We start from the raw sequence: 15,181 nt of genomic DNA, 5'->3' as shown, positions 1-15,181 counted from the left end.
TTTAATGAGCAATGTTGTTGCCATCGTCAAAAGCATTGTTGGTCAAGTGTTCGTTATTTCTCCGGAAGGAACGCGCCGTGTTCTGGTTGAGGGTGATCGCCTGTTCGCGGGCGACCAGATTGACACGGGCCTGTCGGGCGCGGTGAGCCTGGAACTGGCTGATGGGCGCACACTGGACCTGGGCCGCGACACCCAGTGGAGCGCCGACATGCCGGACTCCACTGCCGACCTGGCCGCCGCCACCGAACAGGCCGCGCCGTCGGTAGCCGAACTGCAACAAGCCATCGCCGCCGGCGCCGACCCGACCACCGACCTGGAAGCCACGGCCGCTGGCGCAACCGCTGCCGGTAATGGCGCCGCAGGCGGGGGCCACAGCTTTGTGGTGCTGGACGCGACCGCCGGCCGTGTCGATCCGACCATTGGCTTTCCCACCGCCCCTATCGGCCAGGGCACGTCAACCCTGAACACCTTTACGGGTGCCCAGGCTTCTACCGGCAACGGCAACCTGGCGCTGCAGCCTGCGACCCTGAGCCTGAGCGCCACGCCTAGCATCACCGAAGCCGGAGGCGTGCTGACCTACACCGCCACCGTGACCCAGCCCGGCACCAGCGACTTGACCATTACTCTGTCCAACGGCGCGGTGATCACCATCCCGTCCGGCCAACTGACCGGCACCGTCAACGTGCCCCTGGCACCTAATGACAGCCCGTACATCGACGCCAGCCAGATCAGCGTCAATGTCACCGGCACCACCGGCGGCAACAACCTGGTGCTGACCCTCGACCCTAACCCGGCCGTGACACAGATTACCGATACCCTCGACACCACCACCGTGACCTTGACGGCCGGTTCGAGCGTGACCGAAGGCGGGCAGATTACTTACACCGCGACCTTGACCAACCCGGCGCAGACGCCGGTGAACGTCACTTTGAGCAATGGCTCGGTGATCACTATCAAAGCCGGCGAGTCGACGGGCACCGTTGTAGTCGATACCCCGGCTAACGATGTCTACGTTAACGGTTCGACTGTCAGCACCACTATTACCGGCGCAACCGGCGGCAACTTTGAAAACCTGGTGCCGAGCACCACGCCTGCGGTCACTACGATTACTGATTCGGTTGATAGCACCACTGTCACACTGACGGCCGGTTCGACTGTGACCGAAGGGGGGCAGATCACCTACACCGCTACCCTGACCAACCCGGCGCAGACGCCGGTCACTGTCACTTTGAGCAATGGCTCGGTGATTACTATCAAGGCCGGCGAGTCCGTGGGCACCGTGGTGGTCGATACCCCTGCCAACGATGTCTACGTTAACGGTTCGACCGTCAGCACCACGATCACCGGTGCCAGCGGCGGCAACTTTGAAAACCTGGTACCGAGCACAACGCCTGCCGTTACGACCATCACTGATTCGGTCGACGCCACCGCCGTTACGCTGACAGCCGACACGGCCGTCACCGAAGGTGGCCAGATCACCTACACCGCTACCCTGACCAACCCGGCGCAGACGCCGGTGAACGTCACCCTGAGCAATGGCTCGGTGATTACTATCAAGGCCGGCGAGTCCGTGGGCACCGTTGTGGTCGATACCCCGGCCAACGATGTCTACGTTAACGGTTCGACCGTCAGCACCACGATCACCGGTGCCACCGGCGGCAACTTTGAAAACCTGGCACCGAGCACAACGCCTGCCGTTACGACCATCACTGATTCGGTCGACGCCACCGCCGTTACGCTGACAGCCGACACGGCCGTCACCGAAGGTGGCCAGATCACCTACACCGCTACCCTGAGCAACCCTGCGCAGACGCCGGTTAACGTCACCTTGAGCAATGGCTCGGTGATCACTATCAAGGCCGGCGAGTCCGTGGGCACCGTGGTCGTCGACACGCCGCCGAACGATGTCTACGTCAACGGCAGCACCATCAGCACCACCATTACTGGCGCAACCGGCGGCAACTTTGAAAACCTGGTGCCGAGTACGACGCCAGCGGTTACCACCATTACCGACTCCATCGACACCACGACCGTCACGCTGACAGCTCCGGCCGAGGCGAACGAAGGTGGTCAGATCACCTACACCGCTACGCTTTCTAATAAAGCCGGCAGCGACGTCACGCTGAAGTTGGACAACGGTTCGAGCATCACCATCAAGGCCGGCGATACCGTTGGCACTGTAACTGTGCCTGCACCTACCGATGACGTGTTCATCGACAAGAGCACCCAGACTGTTCAGATCACTGAAACCACTGGCGGCAACTTCGAAAAACTGGAAGTTGCGGGTAACGGTGCGACGACGACAATTAACGACACCATCGACAAGGTCGATGTGGTTCTGACCGCCACAACCACCGTTGGCGAAGGCGGCAACATCGTCTACACCGCCAGCCTTGTGGATAAGAACGGTACGCCGGTGACCAACATCACCAATCCGCTGACCGTCACCTTGGATAACGGCCAGAGCATTACCATTGGTGTGAACCAATCGAGCGGTTCTGTTTCGGTTGTGGCTCCGGATGATGTGTACAAGGGCGACCAGACCGTCACCGCTGCTATCAAAGGCGTGACCGGTGGCGAGCATTTCGAAAACCTGGTGCCAGGTACTACTCCGGTTAACACCACTGTTACCGACACACCGGGTACCGACAACACCACTACCGTCACGCTGACCGCGCCAAGTGCGGTTAACGAAGGCGGCCAGATCAGCTACACCGCAACCTTGAGCAACAAGGCCGGCAGTGACGTCACTCTGAAGCTGGACAACGGATCTTCGATCACCATCAAAGCCGGCGATACCGTTGGCACCGTGACCGTCCCTGCGCCTACCGATGACGTGTTTATCGATAAGAGCACTCAAACGGTCAAGATCACTGACGCCACGGGCGGCAACTTTGAGAAGCTTGAAGTTGCGGGCAATGGCGCAACCACCACCATCAACGACACCATCGACAAGGTCGATGTTGTTCTGACCGCCACTCCTACCGTTGGCGAAGGCGGCAGCATCGTCTACACCGCCAGCCTTGTGGATAAGAACGGTACGCCGGTGACCAACATCACCAATCCGCTGACCGTCACTTTGGATAATGGCCAGAGCATCACCATCGGGGTAAACCAATCGAGCGGCACGGTCACCGCCGTGGCACCGGATGATGTTTACAAAGGCGACCAGACCGTCACCACTGCCATTCAGACTGTCACTGGCGGTGAGCACTTCGAAAACCTAGTGCCGGGCACCACGCCGGTCAATACCACCGTTACTGATACTCCCGGCACTGACAACGCCACCACAGTGACGCTGACGGCTCCGGCTGAAGCGAACGAAGGCGGTCAAATTACCTACACCGCGACGCTCTCTAATAAAGCCGGCAGTGACGTCACCCTGAAGTTGGATAACGGCTCGAGCATCACCATCAAAGCCGGCGATACCGTTGGCACCGTGACCGTGCCTGCTCCGACTGATGACGTGTTTATCGATAAGAGCACTCAAACGGTCAAGATCACTGACGCCACTGGCGGCAACTTCGAAAAACTGGAAATCGCAGGCAACGGCGCAACCACCACCATCAACGACACCATCGACAAGGTCGATGTAGTTCTGACCGCCACTCCTACCGTTGGCGAAGGCGGCAACATCGTCTACACCGCCAGCCTTGTGGATAAGAACGGCACGCCGGTGACTAACATCACCAATCCGCTGACTGTCACTCTGGATAACGGGCAGAGCATTACCATCGGTGTAAACCAAACGAGCGGTTCTGTTTCGGTTGTTGCGCCGGATGATGTCTACAAAGGCGATCAAACCGTCACCGCTGCTATCAATGGCGTGACCGGTGGCGAGCATTTCGAAAACTTGGTGCCGAGTACCGCTCCGGTCAACACGACCGTTACTGACACCCCAGGCACTGACAACGCTACCACCGTTACGCTGACTGCTCCGGCTGAAGCGAACGAAGGTGGTCAGATTACGTACACCGCGACGCTCTCTAATAAAGCGGGCAGTGACGTCACCCTGAAGTTGGATAACGGCTCCTCGATCATTGTTAAGGCTGGCGATACCGTCGGCACTGTGACCGTGCCAGCGCCAAGCGATGACGTGTTCGTCGACAAGAGCACTCAGACCGTCAAAATCACCGACGCTTCTGGCGGCAACTTCGAGAAACTGGAAGTTGCAGGCAACGGCGCAACCACCACGATCAACGACACCATCGACAAGGTCGATGTTGTTCTGACCGCCACTCCTACCGTTGGCGAAGGCGGCAGCATCGTCTACACCGCCAGCCTTGTGGATAAGAATGGCGCGCCGGTGAACAACATCACGAACCCGCTGACCGTGACGTTGGATAACGGCCAGAGCATTACCATTGGTGTGAACCAATCGAGCGGTTCTGTTTCGGTTGTGGCTCCGGATGATGTGTACAAGGGCGACCAGACCGTCACCGCTGCTATCAAAGGCGTGACCGGGAGCGAGCATTTCGAAAACCTGGTGCCAGGTACGACTCCGGTTAACACCACTGTTACCGATACACCGGGTACCGACAACACCACTACCGTCACGCTGACCGCGCCAACCGCAGTCAACGAAGGTGGTCAGATCACCTACACCGCGACCTTGAGCAACAAGGCCAGCAGTGATGTCACTCTGAAGCTGGACAACGGCTCTTCGATCACCATCAAGGCTGGCGATACCGTCGGCACCGTGACCGTGCCTGCTCCGACTGATGACGTGTTTATCGATAAGAGCACTCAGACCGTCAAAATCACCGACGCTTCTGGCGGCAACTTTGAGAAACTGGAAATTGCGGGTAATGGTGCGACCACCACAATCAACGACACCATCGACAAGGTCGATGTAGTTCTGACCGCCACTCCTACCGTTGGCGAAGGCGGCAACATCGTCTACACCGCCAGCCTTGTGGATAAAAACGGCGCGCCGGTGACCAACATCACCAACCCGCTGACCGTGACGTTGGATAACGGCCAGAGCATCAGCATTGGGGTAAACCAATCGAGCGGCTCTGTCTCGGTTGTTGCGCCGGATGATGTATACAAAGGCGATCAAACTGTCACCACCGCTATCAATGGCGTAACCGGTGGCGAACATTTCGAGAATTTGGTGCCTGGTACTGCTCCGGTCAACACGACCGTTACCGATACGCCGGGTACCGATAACACAACTACCGTCACTCTGACCGCGCCAAGTGCAGTTAACGAAGGTGGTCAGATTACGTACACCGCGACGCTCTCTAATAAAGCGGGCAGTGACGTCACCCTGAAGTTGGATAACGGCTCCTCGATCACTGTTAAGGCTGGCGACACCGTCGGCACCGTGACCGTGCCTGCTCCGACTGATGACGTGTTTATCGATAAGAGCACTCAGACCGTCAAAATCACCGACGCTTCTGGCGGCAACTTCGAAAAACTGGAAGTCGCGGGCAACGGCGCAACCACCACGATCAACGACACCATCGACAAGGTCGATGTTGTTCTGACCGCCACTCCTACCGTTGGCGAGGGCGGCAACATTGTCTACACCGCCAGCCTTGTGGATAAGAACGGTACGCCGGTGAATAACATCACCAATCCGCTGACCGTCACTCTGGATAACGGCCAGAGCATTACCATTGGTGTGAACCAGTCGAGCGGTAGTGTTTCGGTTGTTGCGCCGGATGACGTCTACAAAGGCGATCAAACCGTCACGGCCGCTATCAAGGACGTCGCCGGTGGCGAGCATTTCGAAAACCTGGTGCCAGGTACTACTCAGGTTAACACCACTGTTACCGATACACCGGGTACCGACAACACCACTACCGTTACGCTGACCGCACCAAGCGCGGTTAACGAAGGCAGCCAGATCAGCTATACCGCAACCTTGAGCAACAAGGCCGGCAGTGACGTTACTCTGAAGCTGGACAACGGCTCTTCGATCACCATCAAGGCTGGCGATACCGTCGGCACCGTGACCGTGCCTGCTCCGACTGATGACGTGTTTATCGATAAGAGCACTCAGACCGTCAAAATCACCGACGCTTCTGGCGGCAACTTCGAGAAACTGGAAGTCGCAGGCAATGGCGCAACCACCACAATCAACGACACCATCGATAAGGTCGATGTAGTTCTGACCGCCACTCCTACCGTTGGCGAAGGTGGCAACATCGTCTACACCGCTACCCTTGTGGATAAAAACGGCGCGCTGGTGAACAACACCACCAATCCGCTAACCGTCACTCTGGATAACGGCAAAACCATCACCATCGGTGTAAACCAATCCAGCGGCACGGTTACCAGCGTGGCACCGAACGACGTCTACAAAGGCGATCAAACCGTCACCGCAGCTATCAAAGGCGTGACCGGTGGCGAACATTTCGAGAATCTGGTGCCAGGCACCACCGCAGTGAATACCACTGTCACGGATACTCCGGGCACTGCTGATACCACTACTGTCACCCTGACAGCGCCAAGTGCAGTTAACGAAGGTGGTCAGATCACCTACACCGCGACCTTGAGCAACAAGGCAGGTACTGATGTAACGCTGAAACTCGACAACGGTTCGAGCATCATCATCAAGGCTGGCGATACCGTCGGCACCGTGACCGTGCCTGCTCCGACTGATGACGTGTTTATCGATAAGAGCACTCAGACCGTCAAAATCACCGACGCTTCCGGCGGCAACTTCGAGAAACTGGAAGTTGCTGGTAATGGCGCAACCACCACAATCAACGACACCATCGACAAGGTCGACGTGGCCCTGACCGCCACTCCTACCGTTGGCGAAGGTGGCAACATCGTCTACACCGCTACCCTTGTGGATAAAAACGGCGCGCTGGTGAACAACACCACCAATCCGCTAACTGTCACTCTGGATAACGGCAAAACCATCACCATCGGTGTGAACCAATCCAGCGGCACGCTCACCACCGTGGCGCCAAACGACGTTTACAAAGGCGATCAAACCGTCACCGCAGCCATCAAAGGCGTGACCGGTGGCGAGCATTTTGAAAACCTGGTGCCAGGTACTACAGCGGTTAACACCACTGTTACCGATACACCGGGTACCGACAACACCACTACCGTTACGCTGACCGCACCAAGCGCGGTTAACGAAGGCGGCCAGATCAGCTACACCGCAACCTTGAGCAACAAGGCCGGCAGTGACGTCACTCTGAAGCTGGACAACGGCTCTTCGATCACCATCAAAGCCGGCGATACCGTTGGCACCGTGACCGTGCCTGCTCCGACTGATGACGTGTTTATCGATAAGAGCACTCAAACGGTCAAGATCACTGACGCCACTGGCGGCAACTTCGAAAAACTGGAAGTTGCAGGCAATGGCGCAACCACCACGATCAACGACACCATCGACAAGGTCGATGTAGTTCTGACCGCCACTCCTACCGTTGGCGAAGGCGGCAACATCGTCTACACCGCTACCCTTGTGGATAAAAACGGCACGCCGGTGAGCAACATCACCAATCCGTTGACCGTCACTCTGGATAACGGCCAGAGCATTACCATTGGTGTGAACCAGTCGAGCGGTAGTGTTTCGGTTGTTGCGCCGGATGACGTCTACAAAGGCGATCAAACCGTCGCGGCCGCTATCAAGGACGTGACCGGTGGCGAGCACTTCGAAAACCTAGTTCCGGGTACCGATAAAGTCACTACAACTGTGACTGACACCCCAGGCACTGATAACACCACCACCGTCACGCTGACCGCGCCAAGCGCCGTCAACGAAGGTGGTCAAATCACCTACACCGCGACGCTTTCCAACAAAGCAGGCAGTGACGTTACGCTGAAGTTGGATAACGGCTCCTCGATCACTGTTAAGGCTGGCGACACTGTCGGCACCGTGACCGTGCCCGCGCCAAGCGATGACGTGTTCGTCGACAAGAGCACTCAGACCGTCAAAATCACCGACGCTTCTGGCGGCAACTTCGAAAAACTGGAAGTCGCGGGTAATGGCGCAACCACCACCATCAACGACACCATCGACAAGGTCGATGTAGTTCTGACCGCCACTCCTACCATCGGCGAAGGCGGCAACATCGTCTACACCGCTACCCTTGTAGATAAAAACGGCACGCCGGTGAGCAACATCACCAACCCGCTTACCGTCACGTTGGATAACGGCCAGAGCATTACCATTGGTGTGAACCAATCGAGCGGTTCTGTTTCGGTTGTGGCTCCGGATGATGTGTACAAGGGCGACCAGACCGTCACCGCTGCTATCAAAGGCGTGACCGGTGGCGAGCACTTCGAAAACCTAGTTCCGGGTACCGATAAAGTCACTACAACTGTGACTGACACCCCAGGCACTGATAACACCACTACCGTTACGCTGACCGCGCCAAGCGCCGTCAACGAAGGTGGTCAAATCACCTACACCGCTACGCTTTCCAATAAAGCGGGCAGTGACGTTACGCTGAAGTTGGATAACGGCTCCTCGATCATTGTTAAGGCTGGCGACACCGTCGGCACTGTGACCGTGCCAGCGCCAAGCGATGACGTGTTCATCGACAAGAGCACTCAAACAGTCAAGATCACTGACGCCACGGGCGGCAACTTCGAGAAACTGGAAGTTGCAGGTAATGGCGCAACCACCACAATCAACGACACCATCGACAAGGTCGATGTAGTTCTGACCGCCACTCCTACCGTTGGCGAGGGCGGCAGCATCGTCTACACCGCCAGTCTTGTGGATAAAAACGGCGCGCCGGTGAGCAACATCACCAATCCGCTGACCGTCACCTTGGATAACGGCCAGAGCATTACCATTGGTGTGAACCAATCCAGCGGCACGCTCACCACCGTGGCACCAAACGACGTCTACAAAGGCGACCAAACCGTCACCACTGCTATCAAAGGCGTGACCGGTGGCGAGCATTTTGAAAACCTGGTGCCAGGTACTACAGCGGTTAACACTACTGTCACGGACACTCCGGGCACAGCTGATACCACTACCGTCACCCTGACCGCGCCAAGCGCCGTCAACGAGGGGGGCCAGATCACCTACACCGCTACCTTGAGCAACAAGGCAGGTACTGATGTAACGCTGAAACTCGACAACGGTTCGAGCATCATCATCAAGGCTGGCGATACCGTCGGCACCGTGACCGTGCCTGCTCCGACCGATGATGTGTTTATCGATAAGAGCACCCAGACGGTTCAGATCACCGAAACCACTGGCGGCAACTTCGAGAAGCTTGCAGTCGCAGGCAACGGCGCAACCACCACGATCAACGACACCATCGACAAAGTTGACGTCGTCCTGACCGCCACTCCTACCGTTGGCGAAGGTGGCAACATCGTCTACACCGCTACCCTTGTGGATAAAAACGGCGCGCTGGTGAATAACATCACCAATCCGCTGACTGTCACTCTGGATAACGGTAAAACCATCACCATCGGCGTGAACCAATCCAGCGGCACGGTTACCAGCGTGGCACCAAACGACGTCTATAAAGGCGATCAAACCGTCACCGCAGCTATCAAAGGCGTGACCGGTGGCGAGCATTTTGAAAACCTGGTGCCAGGTACTACAGCGGTTAACACCACTGTCACGGACACTCCGGGTACTGCTGATACCACTACCGTAACCCTGACCGCGCCAAGCGCCGTCAACGAAGGTGGTCAAATCACCTACACCGCCACGCTTTCTAATAAAGCGGGCAGCGACGTCACGTTAAAATTGGATAACGGCTCTTCGATCACTATTAAAGCGGGCGACACCGTCGGCACTGTAACTGTGCCTGCTCCGACCGATGATGTGTTCATCGACAAGAGCACCCAAACGGTCAAGATCACCGACGCAACTGGCGGCAACTTCGAAAAACTGGAAGTCGCAGGCAACGGCGCAACCACTACGATCAACGACACCATCGACAAAGTTGACGTCGTCCTGACCGCCACTCCTACCGTTGGCGAAGGCGGCAACATCGTCTACACCGCTACCCTTGTGGATAAAAACGGCGCGCTGGTGAACAACACCACCAATCCGCTAACCGTCACTCTGGACAACGGCAAAACCATCACAATCGGTGTGAACCAATCCAGCGGCACACTCACTACCGTGGCACCAAACGACGTTTACAAAGGTGATCAAACCGTCACCGCAGCCATCAAAGGCGTGACCGGTGGCGAGCATTTTGAAAACCTGGTGCCAGGTACTACAGCGGTTAACACCACTGTCACGGATACTCCGGGCACTGCTGATACCACTACCGTCACCCTGACAGCGCCAACCGCAGTCAACGAAGGTGGACAGATTACGTACACCGCTACGCTTTCCAACAAAGCAGGCAGTGACGTCACGCTGAAACTCGACAACGGCTCGTCGATCACCATCAAAGCGGGTAATACCGTCGGCACCGTGACCGTACCTGCTCCGACCGATGATGTGTTCATCGACAAGAGCACCCAAACGGTCAAGATCACCGACGCAACTGGCGGCAACTTCGAAAAACTGGAAGTCGCGGGCAACGGCGCAACCACCACGATCAACGACACCATCGACAAGGTCGATGTGGTTCTGACCGCCACTCCTACCGTCGGCGAAGGCGGCAATATCGTCTACACCGCCAGCCTTGTGGATAAAAACGGCGCGCTGGTGAACAACACCACCAATCCGCTAACCGTCACTCTGGATAACGGCAAAACCATCACCATCGGTGTGAACCAATCCAGCGGCACGCTCACCACCGTGGCACCAAACGACGTTTACAAAGGCGATCAAACCGTCACCGCAGCCATCAAAGGCGTGACCGGTGGCGAGCATTTTGAAAACCTGGTGCCAGGTACTACAGCGGTTAACACCACTGTCACGGACACTCCGGGCACAGCTGATACCACTACCGTCACGCTGACCGCGCCAAGCGCCGTCAACGAGGGTGGCCAGATCACCTACACCGCAACCTTGAGCAACAAGGCCGGCAGCGACGTCACCCTGAAGTTGGATAACGGTTCGAGCATCACGATCAAGGCTGGCGAGACCGTCGGCACCGTAACTGTGGCCGCGCCAAGCGATGACGTGTTCATCGACAAGAGCACCCAAACGGTCAAGATCACTGACGCCACGGGCGGTAACTTCGAAAAACTGGCAGTCGCAGGCAACGGCGCAACGACAACGATCAACGACACCATCGACGATGTAACCGTGGTGCTCAAGGCCACGGGTTCGGTCAGCGAGGGCGGGCAGATCGTCTACACCGCGTCGCTGGTCGACAAAAATGGTGCGGCAGTGACCAACGTTGGTTCCGACCTGGTGGTGAAGCTGGATAACGGCTCGACCATTACCATCGGCAGCGGCAAGTCCAGCAGCTTCACCACCGCCACCGCGCCGAACGATGCGTATGTCGGCGCCAATGATGTCACTGCCAAAATCAGTGCCGTCGTCAGTGGCGGCGACAAATACGAGCACTTGATGGTCGACGGCAGCACCGTGGTCACCAAAGTCACGGATGTGGTCACCAACACTATCCTCAGCATCAGCGGCGACGCTTCGGTGACCGAAGGCGGTACGGCGCACTACGCCCTGGCCTTGAGCAACCCGGCGCAAACCGATGTAACCGTCACCCTCAAGTACAGCGGCACAGCCACCGATGGTTCGGATTTCAATGGTGTGTACACCGTGAAGATCCCAGCCGGCGCCAGCAGCGTGCCGTTTGATATCCGCACGCTTGATGACCGAATCACCGAGCCGACCGAAAAAATCGTCATTACCATCGACAAGGCCACCGGGGGCAACTTCGAGAACCTGGTGATCGACAAGGGCACGGTCAGCACTGACATCCTCGACAACGATGCGCCGCCGGTTATCGACCTGGACGCCAACAACTCCAGCGGTGCCAGTGGCAACGACTTCAAGACCACCTTCACCGAAGGCACCGCCGGGCCGGGGGTGTCGATTGCCGACACCGATATCAAGATCACCGATCCGGACAGCACCATGCTGACCGGCGCAACGGTCACCCTGACCAATGCACAAGCCGGTGATGCCTTGAACCTGGGCAACAGCGTGAACGGCATCAGCGTCAGCACCAACAATCAGACGGGCACCATCACCCTGACGTTGTCGGGCAGCGCGACGCTGGCTGACTACATGCAGCGTATCCAGAACATCACGTTCACCAACACCAGCCACGACCCAAGCACCACGCCGCGCACCATTACCGTGGCGGTGACCGACGGCGGCAATTACTCCAACGTCGCCACCACCACAGTCAACGTGGTGGCGGTCAACGATGCGCCAGTGGCAACGGGCGGGGCCGTGACCGGTACGGAAGACACTGCGCTGGCCTTGACCTGGGCCAACTTCGGCGTGAGCGACGTGGACTCGCCATCAGCCAGCCTCGGGGTGAAAATCACCGACCTGCCGGTGGCCGGCAAACTGCAATACCTGGCAACCGACGGCACCACCTGGACCAATGTGACCAGCGGCCAGACCCTTACCAAAGCCCAGATCGATGGCGGCCAGTTACGCTTTACGCCAAACGCCAACGAGTCCGGCGCCGACGGTTATGGCGGCACGGGCATCGGTAACAAGCAGGCCGATTACGCACAGTTCAAGTTCCAGCCCACCGACGGCAAGGACCTGGGCACCAGCGCCACGGTGAAGGTCGACATCACCCCGGTGGCCGACGCGCCAACCCTGGGTGTGGCTGACAACAACGTCAACTCGGTCGGCCTGATCAAACAGAGCTGGAACAGCCTTCCCGGCCTTGGCACCAACGGCAACGGCGCCGCACCGGACGTGCTGAAAAAAGCCATCGATGGCGCCGGCACGCCGAACAGCACGGCGGTGGTGACCAATGTCGAGTCCACCACTGACGTCACCCCCGGTTCAGGCGGAAAAATCTCCGGCCTGATGTACATGGAAGCCGGCAAGAACTACACCTTCAGCGGTGTCGCCGATGACAGCCTGCTGATCAACGTCGGCGGTAAAGACGTGGCCAGCGGCCTGTGGGGCACCAACAGCGGCAAGTTCAGCGGCACGTTCACGCCGGCGGTCAGCGGTTACTACAGCCTTGAGATCTATCAGGCCAACCAGGCGGGCCCCGGCAGCTTTGACGTCAACCTGTCTATCAATGGCGGCGCGACGCAGAACTTGAGCACCAGCAACGTCCCGCTGTACACCGGCATTGCCGACCTGACCAACGCCGGCGTGACCGTGTCCGACCTGCATGGTAGCAACGGTGACGGTTACTACGTGGGTTATAAGCTCAACGAAGGCCTGGAAAACGGCAGCGTCAAACTGTCCAAGATCACCACCGCGCTGACCGACACCGATGGTTCGGAAACCCTGGCGGTGAAGATCGGTGGCATTCCGGCAGGCTCGGTGCTTACCGACGCTTCGGGACACACCTTCACCGCGACGAAAACCGTGGGCGAAGTCAACGTCAGCGGCTGGGACATGGGCACCCTGACCATCAAGCCGCCGACCTATTACAGCGGCCAGTTCAACCTGACCGTGACCTCGACGTCGACCGAAAGCATCGGCGGCTCGGCGACCACCACCGCGCAATTGCCGGTGACGGTCTACCCGGCGGCGTATAACTCGGTAACCGGCACGTCGGGCAGCGACTCGATTATCGGCAGCGATGGCAACGACATCGTGGTAGCCGACATCGGCGGCCTGAACGTGGTGCAGGGCAAGAACTACAACATCGCGTTCATGGTGGACAGCTCCGGCAGCATGAGCACCGCATCGATCGACGCGGCGAAGGCTTCATTGACCACGGTGTTCAACTCGCTGAAAAACAGCCTGGGCGCCAACACGTCGGGCACGGTGAATATCTTCCTGGCCGACTTCGATAGCCAAGTGAACAAGTCGATTGCCATCAACCTCAATGCCCCCAATGCGCTGGCCCAGCTCAAAGTGGTGTTGGACTCGATGGTGTCGGAAGGCGGCACCAACTACGAAGACGTGTTCAAGACCACCGCCAACTTCTTCCAAAGCGACCTGGCGAGCAAAAACACCGGTGCGACTAACCTGACGTACTTCATCACCGACGGTCAGCCGACGTTCTACCAGAGCGGCGAGCAGACCAACGTGACGCTGTACGGCAACGTCAAGTTCGATGACGTGGTGACGACGGCCAACTACACCCCCGGCACCTCGGTCGGCAAGTACCTGGATAACACCCATTACTTCAGCATCGACACCTCGGGTGCCGCTCAATTGCAAACCTGGAACGGCTTCTGGTGGACGGCCGCCAATCTGGGCCTGGTCCGCGCTCAGGGCGACGGCACCTTTGAGCTGTCCAATCTTGACGGCCGAGGCAACAGCACTGACGCGGCAACATTGGCTAATTCCAAGAGCGCCTTTGCGCTGCTGGGCGGGCTGTCGCAGGTGGAAGCGATCGGCATCAACAGCGACATCAGCTTAAGCGACCTGAAGCCTTACGACAGCGATGGCAAACCACAGGCCAATATCGATCCGAAAGACCTGGCCAACGCCATCCTCGGCCATACCGAGGCGACTCTGCCGGGTGCGGACAGCATCAGCGGTGGCGACGGCAATGACATTCTCTTTGGCGACCTAGTGAGCTTCAGCGGGGTGACCGGCGAGGGTTACAACGCCTTGCAGGCTTTCGTGGCACAGAAAGCCGGTGTGGCTGTCTCGGCAGTTACCACCTCGAATGTGCACCAGTACGTCACCGAGCATTACGCGGACTTCGACGTGTCCGGCGCCAAGGACGGCAACGACACGCTGCTCGGCGGCAATGGCGATGACATTCTGTTCGGCCAAGGCGGCAACGACGTGCTGGACGGCGGCAAGGGCAATGACATCTTGCTGGGCGGTACCGGCAACGACACGTTGATGGGCGGTCAGGGCAACGACATCCTGATCGGCGGTGCGGGTGCCGACACCTTCGTGTGGAAGGCCGGTGACATCGGCAACGATGTGATCAAGGACTTCAAGGCGTCGGAAGGTGACCGAATTGACCTGCGTGATCTGTTGAAGGGCGAGACGGACAGCACCATCGATAACTACCTCAAGATCACCACGGTAGAAGGCGTGTCGACCCTGCAGGTGAGCAGCGAAGGCAAGCTCAACGCCGCCGGTGGCCTGGCCAATGCGGATGTGACCATCAAGCTGGAAGGCAATGATTGGTCCCACACCAACATCAACTCGCTGATCAGCGGTGCCGACCCGACCATCAAGATCGATCACACCGCCTAA

General features: G+C 58.2%; 1 protein-coding gene. It reads left to right on the top strand.

Annotation, left to right across the window (positions count from 1 at the left end; all coding sequences use genetic code 11):
- The first annotated feature begins 4 nt into the window (after positions 1-4).
- Entirely contained in the window at positions 5-15,181 is a 15,177-nt protein-coding gene (locus C4J93_RS00650; protein ID WP_124428317.1) for a retention module-containing protein, read from the top strand.

Origin of the sequence: Pseudomonas sp. R2-37-08W (assembly GCF_003851705.1) — a bacterium.
GTDB lineage: Bacteria > Pseudomonadota > Gammaproteobacteria > Pseudomonadales > Pseudomonadaceae > Aquipseudomonas.
This window is presented reverse-complemented; position numbering and strand designations above follow the sequence as displayed.

Excerpts from the sequence above, each read along its gene's own strand:
- C4J93_RS00650 (WP_124428317.1), top strand. The coding sequence starts at position 5 with ATGAGCAATGTTGTTGCCATCGTCAAAAGCATTGTTGGTCAAGTGTTC.